Source organism: Actinomadura sp. BRA 177, assembly GCF_013372625.1.
Classification (GTDB): domain Bacteria; phylum Actinomycetota; class Actinomycetes; order Streptosporangiales; family Streptosporangiaceae; genus Spirillospora.
On sequence record NZ_JABXFD010000383.1, the window covers coordinates 16,399 to 35,264 of the forward strand.

15 protein-coding genes and 1 pseudogene are annotated in these 18,866 nt (G+C 72.1%); 13 read left to right on the forward strand and 3 right to left on the reverse strand.

Annotation, left to right across the window (positions count from 1 at the left end):
* Nucleotides 1-191: 191 nt before the first annotated feature.
* The 3 genes from HUX53_RS22425 (at nucleotide 192) to clpX (ending at nucleotide 2,985) form a co-directional block, all read left to right on the forward strand.
* Nucleotides 192-824: an ATP-dependent Clp protease proteolytic subunit gene (locus HUX53_RS22425; RefSeq protein WP_255205516.1), complete on the forward strand. Its 633-nt coding sequence runs from the start codon at nucleotides 192-194 to the stop codon at nucleotides 822-824.
* A gap of 61 nt (nucleotides 825-885) precedes the next feature.
* Nucleotides 886-1,536: an ATP-dependent Clp protease proteolytic subunit gene (locus tag HUX53_RS22430; RefSeq protein WP_255205517.1), complete on the forward strand. Its 651-nt coding sequence runs from the start codon at nucleotides 886-888 to the stop codon at nucleotides 1,534-1,536.
* 174 nt (nucleotides 1,537-1,710) lie between these two features.
* Nucleotides 1,711-2,985 carry an ATP-dependent Clp protease ATP-binding subunit ClpX gene (gene clpX, locus HUX53_RS22435; protein ID WP_176405190.1) on the forward strand — a complete coding sequence of 425 codons (1,275 nt, stop codon included), beginning with the start codon at nucleotides 1,711-1,713 and terminating at the stop codon, nucleotides 2,983-2,985.
* A gap of 79 nt (nucleotides 2,986-3,064) precedes the next feature.
* Here the strand turns inward: clpX and HUX53_RS22440 are convergent, their stop codons facing one another.
* The 3 genes from HUX53_RS22440 to HUX53_RS22450 all read right to left on the reverse strand — a co-directional run bounded on the left by HUX53_RS22440 (nucleotide 3,065) and on the right by HUX53_RS22450 (nucleotide 5,477).
* Nucleotides 3,065-3,721, reverse strand: coding sequence for a response regulator (locus HUX53_RS22440; RefSeq protein ID WP_176405191.1), 657 nt, complete (start codon nucleotides 3,719-3,721; stop codon nucleotides 3,065-3,067).
* Nucleotides 3,722-4,531, reverse strand: coding sequence for a sensor histidine kinase (locus HUX53_RS22445; protein WP_176405192.1), 810 nt, complete (start codon nucleotides 4,529-4,531; stop codon nucleotides 3,722-3,724).
* Between the two features lie 136 nt (nucleotides 4,532-4,667).
* Nucleotides 4,668-5,477 (reverse strand): hypothetical protein, encoded by an 810-nt coding sequence (locus HUX53_RS22450; RefSeq protein ID WP_176405193.1) that lies wholly within the window; start codon nucleotides 5,475-5,477, stop codon nucleotides 4,668-4,670.
* 39 nt (nucleotides 5,478-5,516) lie between these two features.
* Here HUX53_RS22450 and HUX53_RS22455 point away from each other — a divergent pair, with 39 nt between their 5' ends.
* The 10 genes and pseudogenes from HUX53_RS22455 to ftsZ all read left to right on the forward strand — a co-directional run.
* A complete protein-coding gene (locus tag HUX53_RS22455; RefSeq protein ID WP_309237368.1) occupies nucleotides 5,517-7,259 on the forward strand; it encodes a penicillin-binding protein 2 in 1,743 nt (580 codons plus the stop codon).
* 81 nt (nucleotides 7,260-7,340) lie between these two features.
* Nucleotides 7,341-8,876, forward strand: a complete 1,536-nt coding sequence (locus HUX53_RS22460) for a UDP-N-acetylmuramoyl-L-alanyl-D-glutamate--2,6-diaminopimelate ligase (RefSeq protein WP_176405194.1) — start codon at nucleotides 7,341-7,343, stop codon at nucleotides 8,874-8,876.
* Complete coding sequence (murF, locus tag HUX53_RS22465) at nucleotides 8,873-10,255, forward strand: UDP-N-acetylmuramoyl-tripeptide--D-alanyl-D-alanine ligase (protein ID WP_176405195.1); 1,383 nt, start codon at nucleotides 8,873-8,875, stop codon at nucleotides 10,253-10,255. Before HUX53_RS22460 ends, murF begins: the two co-directional genes overlap by 4 nt.
* The gene (gene mraY, locus HUX53_RS22470; protein ID WP_176405196.1) at nucleotides 10,252-11,328 is read left to right on the forward strand and encodes a phospho-N-acetylmuramoyl-pentapeptide-transferase; all 1,077 of its coding nucleotides are present in this window, start codon (nucleotides 10,252-10,254) and stop codon (nucleotides 11,326-11,328) included. The genes murF and mraY overlap by 4 nt, the downstream gene beginning before the upstream one ends.
* Entirely contained in the window at nucleotides 11,310-12,716 is a 1,407-nt protein-coding gene (murD, locus tag HUX53_RS22475) for a UDP-N-acetylmuramoyl-L-alanine--D-glutamate ligase (protein ID WP_176405197.1), read from the forward strand. Before mraY ends, murD begins: the two co-directional genes overlap by 19 nt.
* 56 nt (nucleotides 12,717-12,772) lie before the next feature.
* On the forward strand, nucleotides 12,773-13,972 hold the full coding sequence (ftsW, locus tag HUX53_RS22480) for a putative lipid II flippase FtsW (RefSeq protein ID WP_309237369.1): 1,200 nt from the start codon (nucleotides 12,773-12,775) through the stop codon (nucleotides 13,970-13,972).
* Between the two features lie 40 nt (nucleotides 13,973-14,012).
* Nucleotides 14,013-15,107 (forward strand): undecaprenyldiphospho-muramoylpentapeptide beta-N-acetylglucosaminyltransferase, encoded by a 1,095-nt coding sequence (gene murG / locus HUX53_RS22485; RefSeq protein ID WP_176405199.1) that lies wholly within the window; start codon nucleotides 14,013-14,015, stop codon nucleotides 15,105-15,107.
* Nucleotides 15,104-16,513 carry a UDP-N-acetylmuramate--L-alanine ligase gene (gene murC / locus HUX53_RS22490; protein ID WP_176405200.1) on the forward strand — a complete coding sequence of 470 codons (1,410 nt, stop codon included), beginning with the start codon at nucleotides 15,104-15,106 and terminating at the stop codon, nucleotides 16,511-16,513. Before murG ends, murC begins: the two co-directional genes overlap by 4 nt.
* A gap of 75 nt (nucleotides 16,514-16,588) precedes the next feature.
* On the forward strand, nucleotides 16,589-17,335 hold the full coding sequence (locus tag HUX53_RS22495) for a cell division protein FtsQ/DivIB (RefSeq protein ID WP_217919755.1): 747 nt from the start codon (nucleotides 16,589-16,591) through the stop codon (nucleotides 17,333-17,335).
* 381 nt (nucleotides 17,336-17,716) lie between these two features.
* Nucleotides 17,717-18,658: pseudogene (gene ftsZ / locus HUX53_RS22500) on the forward strand (cell division protein FtsZ); the annotation flags it as partial.
* Nucleotides 18,659-18,866: the final 208 nt, after the last annotated feature.

An 18,866-nucleotide genomic window follows, 5' to 3' on the forward strand; every position in this document is an offset into this window, starting at 1 on the left:
CGGGGGATGAGGGGGACGTCCCCGGACGGTGTCCCGTTGGCGAAGATCGTCCGGAACGCGGGGCGGGGTCCGCCGCCGCTCGGGTACGCCCCTGGCGAAAAGGCGGCCCCCCGGGCTTAAGCGGGCCCGGTGGCGCGTTAATGTCCAATCATCCGAACCGATTAAAAGGACCGGAGGAACACCCGGTGAGCATGCCTCCGACTTTCGACGAGTCGTCGCGGATCCAGGCGCGGGTCGCCGAGGCGCCCCTGCTGCCTCTGGGCGACCAGCTGTTCCAGCGGCTGCTGCGCGAGCGCATCGTCTTCCTCGGCCAGCAGGTCGACGACGACATCGCCAACCGCATCTGCGCCGAGCTCCTGCTGCTGTCGGCCGAGGACGGCCGCCGTGACATCACGCTCTACATCAACTCGCCAGGTGGCTCCGTCACCGCCGGCATGGCGATCTACGACATCATGCAGTACGTCCCGAACGACGTCGTCACGGTGGGCATGGGCCTCGCCGCGTCGATGGGCCAGTTCCTGCTGTGCGCGGGGACGACGGGCAAGCGGTACGCACTGCCGCACGCGCGCATCATGATGCACCAGCCGTCCGGCGGCATCGGCGGCACGGCGTCCGACATCAAGATCCAGGCCGAGCAGATGCTCTACGTGAAGAAGACGCTCGCCGAGAAGATCGCCGAACACACCGGCCAGCCGCTCGACCAGATCGAGCGCGACTCCGACCGCGACCGGTGGTTCACCGCCGACGAGGCCAAGGACTACGGGTTCGTCGACCACGTGGTGCTCAGTGCCACCCAGGTGCCCTCCGAGGGCACCGTCTCCTGACGACCCGAACACTTAATCGGAGGCACACATGAGCGACCTGTTCCGACCCGGTCTCACCGATATGGTCCGGCCGGGCGCCGGCCCGATGCCGGTCGACAACCGCTACATCATTCCGTCGTTCGTCGAGCGCACCACGTACGGGGTCAAGGAGATGAACCCGTACAACAAGCTGTTCGAGGAGCGCATCATCTTCCTCGGCGTGCAGATCGACGACGCGTCCGCCAACGACGTGATGGCCCAGCTGATCACGCTGGAGTCCATCGACCCGGACCGCGACATCAGCATCTACATCAACTCGCCGGGCGGCTCGTTCACCGCGATGACGGCGATCTACGACACGATGCAGTTCGTCAAGCCCGACATCCAGACCGTCTGCATCGGCCAGGCCGCCTCGGCCGCCGCCGTGCTGCTCGCGGCCGGGACGCCGGGCAAGCGGGCCGCGCTGCCCAACTCGCGGATACTGATCCACCAGCCCGCGACCGAGGGCACCTACGGCCAGTCCAGCGACATCGAGATCCAGGCGCGCGAGATCATGCGGATCCGCGAGCTGCTGGAGAGCATCCTGGCCGAGCACAGCGGCCGGAGCATCGAGGAGGTCCGCCGCGACATCGAGCGCGACAAGATCCTCACCGCGGACGAGGCGAAGGACTACGGTCTCATCGACGACGTCTTCGCCAGCAGGAAGCGGAAAGCAGAGGTAGTGTCGTCCTGAGACGGCACAAGGACGCGGGAGGTCCCCGAGCCCGGACGCCACACTTCCGGGCGAGGGGCTTTCCAAGTCCGTTGGAGGCGGTAACGTCGAGTCCAACGTCGAGAGCCTTCGGGACGCAACCGAGCTGCGCCGCATCCTCCAGGGCGGGCGGCCCCACGAAAAGGAGACAGTTGGGTGGCACGCATCGGCGACGGTGGTGATCTGCTCAAGTGCTCGTTCTGCGGGAAGAGCCAGAAGCAGGTCAAGAAGCTCATCGCGGGTCCGGGCGTGTACATCTGCGACGAGTGCATCGATCTCTGCAACGAGATCATCGAGGAGGAGCTCTCCGAGACCTCCGACCTCAAGTGGGACAACCTGCCCAAGCCGCGGGAGATCTACGAGTTCCTCGACTCCTACGTCATCGGGCAGGACTCGGCGAAGAAGGCGCTGTCCGTCGCCGTGTACAACCACTACAAGCGGATCCAGTCGGGCGACGGCGGCCGGGACGACCCGGTCGAGATCGGCAAGTCGAACATCCTGCTGCTCGGCCCGACCGGATCCGGTAAGACGCTGCTCGCGCAGACGCTCGCCAAACTCCTCAACGTCCCGTTCGCCATCGCGGACGCCACGGCGCTGACGGAGGCCGGATACGTCGGGGAGGACGTCGAGAACATCCTCCTCAAACTGATCCAGGCGGCCGACTACGACGTCAAGAAGGCCGAGACCGGGATCATCTACATCGACGAGGTCGACAAGGTCGCCCGCAAGAGCGAGAACCCGTCGATCACCCGGGACGTCTCGGGAGAGGGCGTCCAGCAGGCCCTGCTGAAGATCCTGGAGGGCACCACCGCGAGCGTCCCGCCGCAGGGCGGCCGCAAGCACCCGCACCAGGAGTTCATCCAGATCGACACCACGAACGTGCTGTTCATCTGCGGCGGCGCGTTCGCCGGGCTGGAGAAGATCGTCGAGTCCCGGGTCGGCAAGCAGGGCATGGGCTTCGGCGCGCAGATCCGCTCCAAGTCCGACTTCGAGGTGTCGTCGGCCGTGCTCGGCGACGTGATGCCCGAGGACCTGCTGAAGTTCGGGATGATCCCGGAGTTCATCGGCCGGCTCCCGGTGATCACCTCGGTGCACAACCTGGACCGCGAGGCCCTGATCAACATCCTCACCGAGCCGAAGAACGCGCTGGTCCGCCAGTACCACCGCCTCTTCGAACTCGACGGGGTCGACCTGGAGTTCACCGACGACGCCCTGGAGGCGATCGCCGACCAGGCCATCCTGCGCGGCACCGGCGCCCGCGGCCTCCGCGCCATCATGGAGGAGGTCCTCCTCTCCGTGATGTACGAGGTCCCGAGCCGCCAGGACGTCGCCCGCGTAGTGATCACCCGTGAGGCCGTCCTGGAACACGTCAACCCGACCCTCGTCCCCCGGGACCGCCCCAAGCGCGAACCGCGCGAGAAGTCGGCGTAGGCGAGACCTACGGGAACGCCCTCGGCACGTGCCGGGGGCGTTTCGCGTTGTGCGGGTTCAGCGGAGAGCGCGCGGGGGCCTAGCGCGGGGTTGATTCGCCGAGGCCGGCTTCGCGGGCCACGACGATGGCCTGGGCGCGGTCGGCGACGTGCAGCTTCATGAAGATGTTCGAGACGTGGTTGCGGACGGTCTTCTGGCTGAGGAAGAGCGTCCCGGCGATCTCGGCGTTGCTGCGGCCCTGCGCGATGAGTTCCAGGACCTCGCGCTCCCGCTCGGTCAGCTCGGGGAACGCGGCCTGCCGCGGGTCCGGCATGTCGGTGAAGTAGGTGAGGACGCGGCGGGCGATCTCCGGGCCGTAGATGGCCTCGCCGGCCGCGACCGCGCGGACGGCGCGGGCGATCTCCTCGGCGCCGGACTCCTTGAGCAGGTAGCCGCGGGCGCCGGCGCGCATCGCCGCGAAGACGGAGTCGTCGTCGCGGAACATGGTCAGCACCAGCACGCCGATGCGCGGGCTCGTGCGGGTGATGGTGCGGGTGGCCTCGATGCCGTTGCCGCCCGGCATGTGCAGGTCCATGACGACGACGTCCGGCTGCAGCTCGGCGGACAGCCGCACCGCGTCCGGCCCGTTCTCGGCCTCGCCGACGACCTCGATGCCCAGCGCGTGCAGGAGGCCCTTCAGGCCCTGCCGGAACACCGGGTGGTCGTCGGTGATGAGCACCCGGATGGTCTCCGTCATCTACGCCCGCCTTCTTTCGACCGAGGGCCGATGATACCCGGCGGCGTTTCCCGGGGTGCCGAGCGGCAGCTTGACGGCGACGAGCGTGCCGCCGCCGTTCCGGGACGTGATCACGCAGCTGCCGCCGACCTCGGCCGCCCACTCCTTCATCGCGGCGAGGCCGCGGCGCGGCGGGACGGACGCGGCGGGCCGGTGGCCGCCCCGCGCACCGTCCGGCAGGCCCGGCCCGCTGTCGGCCACCACCAGGTGCAGTTCGGTGTCGCGCTTGAGCCGGACGGACGCGCAGCTCGCCGGGGCGTGCAGCCGGACGTTCGTCAGCGCCTCCTGCGCGATCCGGTACGCCGCCACCTCCACGGCGGCGGGCAGCCCCGCGGGTTCGCCGTCGAACCGGACGTCGACCCGCTCGCAGCAGCCGTCCGCGAACGACTCGATGGCGGCGACGAGGCCGAGGTCGTCCAGCGCGGGGGGCCGCAGCCCGTGCGCCAGGTCGCGGATCTCGCCGACGGCGGTGGCCAGCTTGTTGCGGACGTCGGCGAGCAGCGGATCGGTCCGCTCGGGCTCGCAGGCCAGCGTGATGCGGGCCGCGTCCAGCGACATGGCGAGGCTGGCGAGCGTCGGCCCGAGCCCGTCGTGCAGGTCGTGCCGCAGCCGCCGCCGCTCCTCCTCCCGGCTGGCGAGGATCCGCTCCCGGGACCGCTGCAGGTCGGCGGTGAGCCGGCGGAGGTGAGGGATGGTCGCGGCACGTGCCGCCACGGCCCCCGCGGTGAACGCGCCGGCCAGCACGGCGGCGCGTGCCAGTACCGCTCGCATCCCGTCCCTCTCTCTCCGCCCCGGTGTCGCGGACCTTCCGGACCACTACCTTTTCGGACGGGGCGACCCGGTGTCAGGTGACCTGTGTCCCGACCGTGACGGGAAAACGCTCTCAGCCGAGCGGGCGACGGGTGCGTCAGTCCTCCACGTCCTTCCGGATGTTCTTGACGGTGTCGGACAAGGGCAGCTTCGTGGTCCCGGCCTTGCCCGTCGTATCCGGGATGTGCATGACGATCGCGAACGTGGTCCGCGTGGACCAGGCGCCGAGGAAGACGGTCGAGGTGACGGTCGTCGGCCGCGTGGCCGTGATGTTCAGCGTGGTGGTCAGACCGACGCCGTCCCCGCCCGCGTCCACCATCTTGCTGGAGGTCGGGTTGTAGACGACGCCGTCGGGATTGGCGAAGGCGGTGCCGAGGGCGCTGTCGAACGTCTGCTCCGGGTACTTGAACTGGTGGTCCCCGGTGCCGCCCACGAACAGGTACTTCTCGTCGCCGGTCCCGTACACGGCGCTCACGAAGCCGGAGACCTTGTAGTCGGTGGCTACGGAGATGGCCCGCTCCAGCTTGTCGGCCGCCTCCACGCTCTTGGTCTCGGTGTCGTAGTCGCGGCTCATCCCGCCCGCCGTGGCCGGCGTCGACAGTTCGTGGTCGGTGTACGCGAGGTACATGACGTATCCGCCCGCGCAGAGCATCAGGAACACGACGACGCCCCCGATGAGGAAGCCCAGTGCCTTGTTACCGCCCCCGCGACGCGGCGGCCCGTACGGGGCACCGGGGAACGGCCCGCCGGGGCCCGCCGGCCCGCCGTGCGGAATGGCGCCGCCCGGCGGAACCGGGGTGCCGGGAGGCGGCGGGACGGGCCGGCCGTGGGACGGCGAGGGGACGGAGGCGACGGCGAGCGGGCCCAGGTTGAGGGGCTGCATCGGGTCGCGCCGGTTGAAGGGCACGCGGCTGCGCGGCCACCCGGCCGGGGGCCGCGCAGCCGCGTGCCCTTCAACCGGCGCGACCCGATGAAGCGCCTCAACGTGGGCCTGCTCGCCGTCGCGTTCGTGCTGTCGCTGTTCGCCGGGCGGCTCGTCCAGCTGCAGACGATCGAGTCCGGCAAGTACACCGAGGAGGCGATGCGGCAGCGGATGGCCGAGATCAAGCTGCCCGCCGTCCGCGGCGACATCACCGACGCCCAGGGCCATCCCTTCGCCATGACGGTGGAGGCGCGCGCGATCACCGCCGACCCGTCGCTGATCGAGCCCGGGCGGCGGCAGGCGGTCGTGAACGCGCTCGCCCCCACGCTCGGCCTGAACCCGGCGACGCTGATGAAGCAGATCAGCAAGGAGGACACGCGGTTCGTGTACCTCGCGCACGGGGTGCGGCCCGACCAGGCCCGGCTCATCACGTCCTGGAACCTGCCCGGCATCAGGACGCTGCCGGAATACCGCCGCGAGTACCCCAACGATTCGCTGGCGGCGAGCGTCATAGGTTTCGTGAACGACACCGGACACGGGGCCGCGGGCCTGGAGAGCTCGCTGGACGGCGTGCTCGCCGGGCGCGAGGGCTGGCAGCGGGTGGAGATCAGCCTGGAGGGCCAGCACATCCCCATGGGCGAGGACCAGAAGCGCCCCTCCGTGCCCGGCCGCGGCGTCCGGCTCACGCTCCAGCGCGACCTGCAGTTCAAGGCGCAGGAGGCCATCGAGAAGCAGGTCAGGGCGACGAAGGCGGAGAGCGGCAGCGTGATCGTGATGGACCCGCGCAGCGGGAAGCTGCTCGCGATGGCGTCGGCGCCCGGGTTCGACCCGAACCACTACACCGAGTCCGACCGGTCCCGCTGGGGCAGCCCTCTCGTCCAGGACGCCTACGAGCCGGGCAGCACCGGGAAGGTCGTCACGGCCGCCGCCGTCATGGAGCACGGCGGCGTCACCCCGAAGACCCCCTACACCGTCCCCGACAAGATAAAGAAGTACGACGTCGTGTTCCATGACTCGCACCCGCACAAGCCGGAGCGGCTCACGTTCGCCGGGGTGCTGGCCAAGTCCAGCAACGTCGGCACCATCATGGCCAGCGAGAGCATCAGCGAGCAGCAGCTCTACCAGACGCTGCGCGACTTCGGGTTCGGGCAGAAGACCGGCCTGCCGCTGCCCGGTGAGACGCCCGGCCTGCTCAAGCCGCCGGACAAGTGGTCGGGCACCGACCGCTACCCGATCGCGTTCGGGCAGACGGTGTCGGTGAACGCGGTGCAGATGGCGAGCGTGTACGCGACGATCGCCAACGACGGCGTCCGCGTCGCCCCGACCCTGGTCGCGGGGACGGTCGGCGAGGACGACGCGTTCACGCCGTCGCCGGCGCCGAAGCGCAAGCAGGTCGTCAGCGCGAAGGTCGCGCGGCAGATCAGCGACATGCTGGAGGGCGTCACCACCGACGAGGGCACCGCCCCCAAGGCCCAGATCAAGAGGTACCGCGTGGCGGGCAAGACCGGCACCGCCGAGATCGTCAACCCGCGCTGCGGCTGCTACGACGGCGGCGGCTATACCGCGTCGTTCGCGGGGTTCGCCCCGGCGGACGATCCGCGGCTGGTCGTGCAGGTCGTCCTGCAGAAACCCAAGCGGGGCAGCCACTATGGTGGCGATGTGGCCGCGCCGGTCTTCAAGGACGTGATGAGCTTCGCCCTGCAGTCCGAGAAGATCCCGCCGACGGGGAGCAGGCCGCCGATCATCCAGATCCACGCCCGAGACTGACCGCAGCGAGTACCCTCCTCGCCTGTGAGTCCACCACCCCTGTCCCACCAGTCCCGTTCCGCCCGTACCGAAAGAACAGCCATGCGTCCGACCACCAACCAGGCCCGTCCGCTGAGCGGGCTCGCGGAGCTTTTCGGGATCGAGTGGAACGGCAGGGACGGTTCGCCGGCCACGGGCATCACCCACGACTCGCGCGCGGTGCGGTCCGGCGACATCTACGCGGCGCTGCCCGGCGCGTGCGCGCACGGCGCCCAGTTCTCCGGCCAGGCCGCCGACGCGGGCGCGGCGGCGATCCTCACCGACCCCGACGGGTACGACCGGGCTGCGGCGACGGGCCTGCCGGTCCTCGTGGTGCCGGACGTCCGGGCGCGGCTCGGCGACGCCGCGTCCTGGGTGTACGGCGAGCCGGGACGCGACATCACGCTGATCGGCGTCACCGGCACCAGCGGCAAGACCACCACCGTGTTCCTGATCGACGCGGGGCTGCGCGCGGCCGGGATCGAGACGGGCCTGGTCGGCGGCGTCGAGATCCGGGTCGGCGGCGAGCGGGTGCCGAGCGCGCTCACCACCCCGGAGGCGACCGACCTGCACGCGCTGCTGGCGATGATGCGCGAGCGCGGCGTCGGCGCCGCCGCGATGGAGGTGTCCAGCCACGCGCTCGTGCAGGGCCGCGTCGGCGGCGCCCGCTACGAGGTCGCGGTGTTCACCAACCTCTCCCAGGACCACCTCGACTACCACCCGACCATGCAGGACTACTTCCTCGCGAAGGCGCGCCTGTTCACGCCGGAGTACTCCGGCGTCGGCGTGGTGAACCTGGACGACCACTACGGCCGGGAGCTGCTGGAGATCGCCACCGTGCCGACGACGACGTTCTCGGCGTCCGGGGACCCGGCGGCCGACTGGCGGGCCGAGGACGTGCGCGTCGGCGCCGACGGCAGCGTGTTCCGCGTCGTCGGGCCGGGCGGGATCGAGGCGGACGCGGAGGTCCGGCTCGCCGGGCCGTTCAACGTCGCCAACGCGCTCGCCGCGGTCGTCGCGCTGGTCGAGGCGGGCATCCCGCTGCAGGCCGCCGTGCGCGGGGTCGCGTCGCTGCCCGGCGTCCCGGGCCGGCTGGAGCGCGTCGACGAGGGCCAGGACTTCGTCACCCTCGTCGACTACTCGCACAAGCCGGGCGCGGTCGAGGCCGTGCTGACCGCGCTGCGGCCCGTCACCGAGGGGCGGCTCACGCTGGTGCTCGGCTGCGGCGGCGACCGCGACCGCGGCAAGCGGCCGCTGATGGGGGAGGCCGCCGCGCGGCTGGCCGACACCGCGTACTTCACCAACGACAACCCGAGGTCGGAAGATCCGCTCGGGATCCTCGCCGCTATGGTCGAGGGCGGGCTCAAGGTGCCGCAGCCCGAGCGGGCGCACATCGTCGTGGAGCCCGACCGCGCCGCCGCGATCGAGCTGGCCGTCGGCCGGGCCGGCCGCGGCGACGTCCTCGTCGTCGCGGGCAAGGGCCACGAGCAGGGGCAGAACGTGGCGGGCGAGGTGCATCCGTTCGACGACCGCGAGGTCGTCCGCGCGGCGCTCCGCCGCCGGGCACAAGGGACTAGAGGGGACGGGGCGCAGGCGTGATCCCACTTCCGCTGGCGACGATCGCGGAGATCACGGGAGGCACCGTGCACGGGCCCCCGGACGCCGTGGTGAGCGGTCCCGTCGTCATCGACTCGCGCGCCGTCGAGCCCGGGGCGCTGTTCGCGGCCCTCAAGGGCGAGCGCGCGGACGGGCACGACTTCGCGGCCGGGGCGCTGGCCGCCGGGGCCGCCGCGGTGCTCGCGCAGCGTCCCGCCGAGGGGCCGTGCGTCGTCGTGCCAGACGTCCAGGAGGCGCTCGGGCGGCTGGCCCGGGGGCTGCTCGACCGGCTGCCGGACGCGACCGTCTTCGCGGTGACCGGCTCGGCGGGCAAGACGTCCACCAAAGACCTCATCGCGCAGCTGGTGGGCCGCGCCGGGCCGACCGTGCACCCGCCGGGCTCGTTCAACAACGAGATCGGGCTGCCGCTCACCGTGCTGCGCGCCGACGCCGCGACCCGCCACCTCGTCCTGGAGATGGGCGCGCGGGGGATCGGCCACATCGCCTACCTGACCGGGATCGCGCGGCCCGACGTCGGGGTGGTGCTGAACGTCGGCACCGCGCACGTCGGGGAGTTCGGCAGCCGGGAGAACATCGCCCGCGCCAAGGGCGAGATCGTGGAGGCGGTGCCGCCGGGCGGGACCGCCGTCCTCAACGCCGACGACCCGCTCGTCGCCGCGATGGCGTCCCGCACCGAGGGCGAGGTCGTCACGTTCGGCCGCGGCCCCGACGCGGCGGTCCGGGCCGTGGACGAGACGCTCGACGAGCAGGGCCGGGCCCGGTTCACCCTCGTCACCCCCGAGGGCACGGCGCCGGTCGCGCTGCGCCTGCACGGGGCGCACGCCGTCCCGAACGCGCTCGCCGCGGCCGCCGCCGCGCGGGCGGCCGGGCTCGCCCCGGACGCGATCGCCGAAGGACTGTCGGCGGCCGTGCCGGTCAGCCGGTGGCGGATGGAGGTCACCGAGCGGGCCGACGGGGTGACCGTGGTGAACGACGCCTACAACGCCAACCCCGACTCGACCCGCGCCGCGCTCGACGTGCTCGTGCACATGGCGCGCGGCCGCCGCGCCTTCGCGGTGCTGGGGGAGATGGCCGAACTCGGCGACTCCGCCGTGGCGGAACATGCCAAGATCGGGCAGCATGTCGCGCGCAGCGGGATCGCCGGGCTCGTCGTCGTCGGCGCGAACGCGGCGGCGATGGCCGAAGGGGCCGGGCAGGTGGCGTCATGGACGGGAGAGTGCGTGCAGGTGGATGACGTCGGCGCGGCGGTGACCGCGCTCAGCGAGCGGCTGGCGCCGCGGGACGTCGTACTGGTGAAGGGCTCTCGCGTGGCGGGACTGGAACGGGTGGCCGAGGCGCTCCTCGCGGAGGCGGCCCGATGACCAACATCATCATCGCCGCGGGGGTCGCGCTGATCTTCGTGATGGTCGGCACGCCGGTGTGGATCCGGATCGTGAACCGGCTCGGCTACGGGCAGATGATCCGCGACGAGGGCCCGGAGGCGCACCTCAAGAAGCGCGGCACCCCCACGATGGGCGGCGCGGTCTTCATCGTGGGCGCGCTCGTCGGCTACGCGGCGGCGCACCTGGTCACCGGCGAGGAGCCGACGATCTCCGGCGTCCTGGTGCTGTTCCTGATGACGGGCCTCGGCCTCGTCGGGTTCCTGGACGACTACATCAAGGTGTTCAAGCAGCGCAGCCTCGGCCTGCGCAGCGGCGCCAAGATGATCGGCATCATCCTGGTCGGCGTCGTGTTCGCGGTCGCGTCGCTGAACTTCCCCAACGGCTACGACATCACCCCCGCCGACCCCCACCTGTCCTTCCTGCGCGACTTCGGCCCCTCGATCGGCCCGTACCTGTTCGTGATCTGGGCGCTGCTGCTCATCGCGGCGATGTCCAACGGCGTGAACCTCACCGACGGGCTGGACGGCCTCGCCGCGGGCCCGGCCGGCATGGTGCTGGCCGCCTACGTGATCATCGGGAACTGGCAGCTGCGCAACAGCTGCGCCGCCGCCCTCGCCCCCAACTGCTACAGCGTCCGCGACCCCCTCGACCTCGCGGTGGTCGCCGCGGCCATGCTCGGCGGCGTGTTCGGCTTCCTGTGGTGGAACGCCCCGCCCGCGAAGATCTTCATGGGCGACACCGGCTCGCTGGCCCTCGGCGGCGTGCTGGTCGGCCTCGCCATCCTCACCCGCACCCAGCTGCTGCTCGCCATCCTGTGCGGCCTGATCGTGATGATCACCCTGTCGGTGATCATCCAGGTGGGCAGCTTCAAGGTGACCGGGAAGTTCATGCCGCAGCCGAAACGCGTGTTCAAGATGGCCCCGCTGCAGCACCACTTCGAGCTGTCCGGCTGGGCCGAGACCACGATCGTCGTGCGCTTCTGGCTGATGTCCGCGCTGTTCACCGCGATCGGCATCGGCCTGTTCTACCTGGAATGGATGCCGAAGAAGTGAACCGCTCCTGGGACGGCCTGTCCGTGTGCGTGGCGGGGCTCGGCGTGTCCGGCCGCGCCGCCGCCCGCGTCCTCGCCGGGCGCGGCGCCCGCGTCACCGTCGTGGACGCCCGCGACGGCGACGAGCAGCGCGCGCACGCCGCCGAGCTGGAGGCCCGCGGGGTCACGGTCCGCCTCGGCGACGGCGAGAGCCTCCCGGAGGGCACCGATCTCGTCGTGACCTCGCCCGGGTGGCGGCCGGACGTGCCACTGCTCGCCGCGGCCGCCGCCGCGGACATCGAGATCATCGGCGAGGTCGAACTCGCCTGGCGGCTTCGTGGGCCGGGCGCGGCGCCTTGGCTGGCCATCACGGGGACGGACGGGAAGACGACCGTCGTCCGGATGCTGGCCTGCATGCTCACCGCCGCCGGCCACAAGGCCCTCGCCGTCGGGAACGTGGGGACGCCCATCGTCGAGGCGGTGACCGAGCCGTACGACGTGCTGGCGGTGGAGCTGTCCAGCTACCAGCTGCACTGGTCGAGTTCGCTCGCGCCGGAGGCGGCGGTGGTGCTGAACGTCGCCCCCGACCATCTCGACTGGCACGGCTCCATGGACGCCTACGTTGGCGCCAAGGGCAAGATCTACGCGGGGTGCTCGGTCGCGGTCTACAACGCCGACGACGACACGACCACGGCGCTCGCCGAGGGCGTGGAACGGCGGGTCGGGTTCACGCTCCAGGTGCCGCGTCCCGGCGAACTCGGCGTCGTCGAAGACCTCTTGGTCGATCGGGCGTTCACCTCCGATCCCGCCAGCCAGGCCGAGGAACTGGCCGCGCTCGCCGACGTCCGGCCCTACGCGCCGCACAACGTCGCGAACGCGCTGGCCGCCGCCGCGCTGGCCCGCGCGTTCGGGGTGCCGCCCGAGGCCGTCCGGGAGGGCCTGCTCTCGTTCGTGCCCGACCCGCACCGCATCCAGCACGTCGCCGACGTCGCCGGCGTCGCCTACGTCAACGACTCCAAGGCGACCCAGCCGCACGCGGCCGCCGCGTCCCTCGCCGCCTACGAGAGCGTCGTGTGGATCGCCGGCGGCCTCCTCAAGGGCCTGGACGTCGACGACCTGGTGCGTTCCTGCGCCGGGCGGCTGCGCGGCGCCGTGCTGATGGGACGCGACCGGCACCGGATCGCGGAGGCACTCGCGCGACACGCCCCGGATGTCCCGGTCGTGGACGTCTCCGACACCGACACTGGGGCCATGGAACGCGTCGTCAACGAAGCCTCAGCCCTCGCCCGCCCCGGGGACACCGTGCTCCTCGCGCCCGTCGGGGCGTCCTTCGACATGTTCGCCAACTACCCGGCCCGCGGGGACGCGTTCATCGCGGCCGTGGAACGCCTGGCGCGGGGCGTCGCGTAGCCGTGACCGCCGCGGCCGAGGAGGAGGGCGGCGGGCGTCCGGGGCCACGCGAGCAGGTGGCCGCCGCCGTCGGGCTGCTCGACCGGCCCCTCACCTCCTACTACCTGGTGCTGGGCTGCTCGATGCTGCTGCTCGCGCTCGGGCTGACGATGGTGCTGTCGGCCTCCAGCGTGAAGCAGCTCCAGGCGACCGGATCGGCGTACACGCTGTTCCAGAAGCAGGCGGTGTGGGTGGCGATCGGGCTGCCCGCCATGTGGGTGGCGTCCCGGCTGCCCGTCAAGACGTTCCGCGCGCTCGCCTACCCGCTGCTGCTGCTGGCGGTGGTCGCGCTCGCCATGGTGCTGATCCCCGGGCTCGGCCGCAGCGCGAACGGCGCCACCCGCTGGGTCGACCTCGGGCCGGTGCAGATCCAGCCGTCCGAGCTCGCCAAGCTCGCCCTCGTGCTGTGGGGGGCCGACCTGCTGGCCCGCAAGGACCGGCTCGGCCAGCTCACCGAGTGGCGGCCGCTGCTCGTCCCGCTGATGCCGGGCGCCGGGCTCCTCGTCCTGCTGGTCATGCTGGGCAGCGACCTCGGCACCACGCTGGTGCTCCTCACCATCTTCCTGGCGCTGCTGTGGGTCGTCGGCGCGCCCGGACGGCTGTTCGTCGGCATCGCCGGGCTCGTGAGCCTGCTCGTGTCGATCCTCATCGTCGTCGAGCCGTACCGGATGCAGCGCCTCACCGGGTTCCTCGACCCGTCCGGCAACAAGCTGACCACCAACTACCAGGGCACGCAGGGGCTGTACGCGGTCGCCTCCGGCGGGCTGTTCGGCACCGGCCTCGGCGAGGGCCGCGCCAAGTGGGACTACCTGCCGCACGCCGAGACCGACTTCATCTTCGCGATCGTGGGGGAGGAGTTCGGGCTCGTCGGAACCCTCGTCGTCCTCGGCCTGTTCGGCATGCTCGCCTACGCCGGCCTGCGCATCGCGCGCCGGGTGAAGGACCCGTTCACCCGGCTCGCCGCCGCGGGCGCCACCGCCTGGCTGGTCGTGCAGGCCGTCGTGAACATCGGCGCCGTCATCGCCGTCCTACCCATCACGGGGATCCCGCTGCCGCTGGTGTCGTACGGAGGCTCGGCGCTCATCCCGAGCCTGTTCGCGCTCGGGATGCTGCTCGCCTTCGCCAAACGCGAGCCCGGCGCGCGGCAGGCACTCTCCGCACGTGGCCCCGGACCGGTCGTGAGGGCTCTAAGCTGGCTGGGTCTGGCACGGCGTTGAAATCCCCCCTTTCGACCACGCTGAGGAGTTGTCAACGAGCATGAGGGTTGTCCTGGCCGGCGGGGGCACCGCCGGACACATCGAGCCCGCCCTGGCCCTCGCCGACGCGCTGCGCCGCAACGACCCCAACACCGGGATCGTCTGCCTCGGGACGGAGCGGGGGCTGGAGACCCGTCTCGTTCCGCAGCGGGGCTACGAGCTCGCGCTGATCCCGCCGGTCCCGCTGCCGCGCACGCTGACCCCGCAGCTGCTGTCGGTCCCCGGCCGGCTGCGCGGCGCGATCAACGCGGCGGCGAACGTCCTCGACCAGGCCCAGGCCGACATCCTGGTCGGCTTCGGCGGCTACGTCGCCACCCCCGGCTACCTCGCGGCCCGCAAGCGCAAGGTGCCGATCATCGTGCACGAGGCCAACCCCAAGCCCGGCCTCGCCAACAAGCTCGGCGCCCGGTTCACCGAGCACGTCGCCGTCTCGCACGCCGACTCGCCGCTGCCGAACCCCACGTTCGTCGGCATCCCGCTGCGCCGCGAGATCGCCACCCTGGACCGGCTCGCGATGGGCGACAAGGCGCGCTCCTACTTCGGGCTGCTGCCCGACCTGCCCACGCTGCTGATCTTCGGCGGCTCGCAGGGCGCCCGCTCGCTGAACCAGGCCGCGGTCGCCGCCGCGCCCTACTTCCGGCAGGCGGGCATCCAGGTGCTGCACATCGTCGGGCCGAAGAACACCGAGGAGCCCGAGCCCGCGTCCGGCGGCCCGCAGTACGTCACCATCCCCTACTGCGACCGGATGGACCTCGCCTACGCCGCCGCCGACATGGCCATGTGCCGCGCGGGCGCGATGACCTGCGCCGAGCTGGCGGCGGTGGCGCTGCCCGCGGTGTACGTGCCGCTGCCGATCGGCAACGGCGAGCAGCGCCTCAACGCCGAGCCGATCGTCGCGGCGGGCGGCGGCATGCTGGTCGACAACGCCGAGCTGTCGCCCGACTGGATCGCCCGGAACCTGCTGCCGGTGCTGGCCGACCCGGGCCGCGTCGCGCACATGTCGGAGGCCGCCGGCCGGATGGGCCGCCGGGACGCCGACGTCGCGCTCGCCCGGATGGTGTACGACGTGGTCCGCCAGGCGGGCGCCGCGCGATGAGCCTGATCGACCCGGGGGAGGTCGTGCCCGCCGAGAAGCTCGGCAGGGTCCACTTCATCGCGATCGGCGGCGCCGGGATGTCCGGCATCGCCCGCATCATGCTGCGCCGCGGGATGACCGTGTCCGGCAGCGACGCCCGCGACTCCGAGCTGCTCGGCCAGCTCGGCGACCTCGGCGCCGAGGTGTTCGTCGGGCACGACGCCGCGCACCTGGGCGACGCCGAGACGGTGGTGGTCTCCACCGCGATCCGGGAGGCCAACCCCGAGCTGGTCGCCGCCCGCGAGCGGGGGCTGCGCGTGCTGCACCGGTCCGAGGCGCTCGCCTCGCTCATGGCGGGGCGGCGCGCCGTCGCGGTCGCCGGGACGCACGGCAAGACCACCACCACGTCGATGCTGACGGTCGCGCTGCAGCACGCGGGCGCCGACCCGTCCTACTGCATCGGCGGGCAACTCGTCACGACGGGGCTCGGCGCCGACGAGGGCACCGGCGACGTGTTCGTCGCCGAGGCCGACGAGAGCGACGGCTCGTTCCTCATGTACACCCCGCACATCGCGGTCGTCACGAACGTCGAGGCCGACCACCTCGACAACTACGGCGGCTTCGAGATGGTGAAGGAGAACTTCGCCCGGTTCGTCGACCGCGTCGAGCCGGGCGGGACGCTCGTCGCCGGCGCCGACGACCCGGTCGCGATGGAGCTCGCCGATCTGGCGCGGGCGCGCGGGCTCACCGTCCGCACCTACGGGGAGGCGGAGGGCGCCGACCTGCGGGTGACCGAGTTCACCCCGCGCGGCCTCGGTTCCCGGTTCGGGATCGAGGGCGCCGGCGAGGTCGTCCTCGCCGTCCCCGGGCGGCACAACGCGCTCAACGCCGCCGCCGTCGTCGCGGTCGCGCAGGCGCTCGGCATGGACGACGCGCCGGTGCGGGCGGGCCTCGCCGCGTTCGGCGGCGCGATGCGGCGGCTGGAGCGCAAGGGCGCGGCGGGCGGCGCCGAGGTGTTCGACAGCTACGCCCACCACCCGACCGAGCTGACCGCCGACCTGGAGGCCACCCGCGACTACCTGGGCGAACAGGGGCAGGACGGGCGGATCATCGCGGTGTTCCAGCCGCACCTGTACAGCCGCACCCGGTTCTTCGCCGCCGAGTTCGGCGCGGCGCTCGGCCTCGCCGACGTCGCGGTCGTGCTGGACGTGTACGGCGCCCGCGAGGACCCGGAGCCCGGCGTGACCGGCGCCCTCGTCGCGGACGCCGTCCCGGCCGGCACCGAGACCGTCTACGCGCCCGTCCGGGACGAGGTGCCCGCCATCGCGGCGTCCCTCGCCCGGCCCGGCGACGTCGTCATCACGCTGGGCGCCGGGGACGTGACGCAGCTCGGCCCGCTCGTCCTGGAGCGGCTCGCGGGCGCGTGAGGGACCGGCGCGTGCGGGACACGCCGACCGCGCGCGGTCGGCGGCGCCGGGGGAGAGAACTGTCAAGCTTGGGTCATGACCGAGGCGCAGACGGGCCGGCGCGCCGCCCCGGCGGAGGAGCCGCCCGGCGGCGGCCGCGGCCGCCCGAACCGGTGGAAGGCGATCTTCGTCACCCTGCTGGTCGTGGGCGCGCTCGGCCTGGTGACCTGGGTGCTGCTCGGCTCCCGGCTGCTGGTGGTGCGGCACGTCGAGGTGTCCGGCGCGAGCCTGGCGCCGCGCGACCGGATCGTCGCCGCCGCCGGGATCGACCTCGGCACGCCGATGGCGCGGCTGCGCACCGGCGCGATCGGGGAGCGGGTCGAGCGGCTCCGCGAGATCGAGTCGGTGAAGATCGAGCGGCACTGGCCGGGGACGGTCCGGATCGTCGTGCGGGAGCGGGTCCCGGTCGCGGTCTACTCGCGCGACGGGCAGTACCACCTCCTGGACCGGCACGGCGTCATCGTGGCCGACGGGGAGTCCCGTCCGCGCGGGCTCCCCGCGCTGACGGCCGCCTCGCCGGGGCCGTCCGACAAGGCGACCCGCGCGGCGCTCACCGTGCTGACCGGCCTGCCGGATCGGCTGCGCGGCGGGGTCGCCGAGGTGGAGGCGACCGGCCCGGAGGCGGTCACCCTGCACATGAAGGACGGGCAGACGGTGGTGTGGGGCGCCGCCGAACGGGCAGGAGAGAAGATCAGGCTGCTGGACGCCGTGCGGCGCACCGCGGCCGGCCGCGCCATCCGCACCGTGGACATCAGCGCCCCCGAGGTCCTCAAGACGAAGTGATCCGGATGAACTGGGCCGGGTGCGTGTGTCGCGGCGATTCCGGCCGTCCGATCGGGCACGCTGGAACGGTCATGCCGGACCGGCGCGGACGAGGGAGGGACAGACCGGTGCACACGAGCCGCGGAGCGGGTACGGGCCCGCCGCCAACCAGGGCAAACCTGTGCCAGCCGCGACACGCCGGTGGAGTTCGGGGGAGGTTAGTTGACCCTGGCGGTAAGGCCGCCCTACTGTCCGTATCAGTCTTCAGGTTGACATAACTGTAAGCCTCAAGTTGAGGGTGAGGGTTTTGGCCCCGCCTCAGTGCACAGGTCGGGAACACCGCGGCGGCACGGTCGGTCAGACCGGGCAGGGCGGTCGGAGAGAGCGGAAAGGCCCCTCGTCGTGGCAGCACCGCAGAACTACCTCGCGGTCATCAAGGTCGTCGGCATCGGCGGCGGCGGCGTCAACGCCGTCAACCGGATGATCGAAGAGGGTCTCAAGGGCGTCGAGTTCATCGCGATCAACACGGACGCCCAGGCGCTGCTGATGAGTGACGCCGACGTGAAACTGGACGTGGGCCGCGAGCTCACCCGCGGCCTCGGCGCCGGGGCCAACCCCGACGTCGGCCGCAAGGCCGCCGAGGACCACCGGGAGGAGATCGAGGAGGTCCTCAAGGGCGCCGACATGGTCTTCGTCACCGCCGGGGAGGGCGGCGGCACCGGTACCGGCGGCGCGCCCGTCGTCGCCAACATCGCCCGCTCGCTCGGTGCGCTGACGATAGGCGTGGTCACCCGCCCGTTCAGCTTCGAGGGCAAGCGCCGCGCGATGCAGGCCGAGGCCGGCATCGAGACGCTGCGCGACGAGGTCGACACCCTCATCGTCATCCCCAACGACCGGCTGCTGTCGATCTCCGACCGGCAGGTCAGCGTGCTGGACGCCTTCAAGGCCGCCGACCAGGTGCTCCTTTCCGGTGTCCAGGGCATCACCGACCTCATCACCACCCCGGGCCTCATCAACCTGGACTTCGCCGACGTCAAGTCGGTCATGTCCGGCGCGGGCTCGGCGCTGATGGGGATCGGCTCCGCGCGTGGCGACGACCGCAGCGTCGCCGCCGCCGAGATGGCGATCGCCAGCCCGCTGCTGGAGGCCAGCATCGACGGCGCGCACGGCGTGCTGCTGTCCATCTCCGGCGGCTCCGACCTCGGGCTGTTCGAGATCAACGAGGCCGCGCAGCTGGTGTCGAACGCGGCGGCCCCGGACGCCAACATCATCTTCGGCGCGGTCATCGACGACGCGCTCGGCGACGAGGTCCGGGTCACGGTGATCGCGGCGGGTTTTGACGAAGGCCGGCCGTCCAAACCGGCCCCTGAACCCGAGAGCAAGCGGCTGCCCCCGCCGCCGCCTGCTCCCGGGTTCCGGGGCCGGTTTGGACGGCCTGTCCCCTATACACATCTGACGCCGGCGACGAAGAGGATAGTGTAGACATCGGCGGGCGCCGTGTTGTGACAAAAAATACACAAAGATACACAAACACCATACTATCGCACACACA

What these genes read in the sequence shown, in the direction of transcription:
- HUX53_RS22425 (WP_255205516.1), top strand. Translation starts at nt 192, where the DNA reads ATGCCTCCGACTTTCGACGAGTCGTCGCGGATCCAGGCGCGGGTCGCC.
- HUX53_RS22430 (WP_255205517.1), top strand. Translation starts at nt 886, where the DNA reads ATGGTCCGGCCGGGCGCCGGCCCGATGCCGGTCGACAACCGCTACATC.
- HUX53_RS22440 (WP_176405191.1), bottom strand. Translation starts at nt 3,721, where the DNA reads ATGACGGAGACCATCCGGGTGCTCATCACCGACGACCACCCGGTGTTC.
- HUX53_RS22445 (WP_176405192.1), bottom strand. Translation starts at nt 4,531, where the DNA reads ATGCGAGCGGTACTGGCACGCGCCGCCGTGCTGGCCGGCGCGTTCACC.
- HUX53_RS22460 (WP_176405194.1), top strand. Translation starts at nt 7,341, where the DNA reads ATGCGTCCGACCACCAACCAGGCCCGTCCGCTGAGCGGGCTCGCGGAG.
- mraY (WP_176405196.1), top strand. Translation starts at nt 10,252, where the DNA reads ATGACCAACATCATCATCGCCGCGGGGGTCGCGCTGATCTTCGTGATG.
- murD (WP_176405197.1), top strand. Translation starts at nt 11,310, where the DNA reads ATGGATGCCGAAGAAGTGAACCGCTCCTGGGACGGCCTGTCCGTGTGC.
- murG (WP_176405199.1), top strand. Translation starts at nt 14,013, where the DNA reads ATGAGGGTTGTCCTGGCCGGCGGGGGCACCGCCGGACACATCGAGCCC.
- murC (WP_176405200.1), top strand. Translation starts at nt 15,104, where the DNA reads ATGAGCCTGATCGACCCGGGGGAGGTCGTGCCCGCCGAGAAGCTCGGC.
- HUX53_RS22495 (WP_217919755.1), top strand. Translation starts at nt 16,589, where the DNA reads ATGACCGAGGCGCAGACGGGCCGGCGCGCCGCCCCGGCGGAGGAGCCG.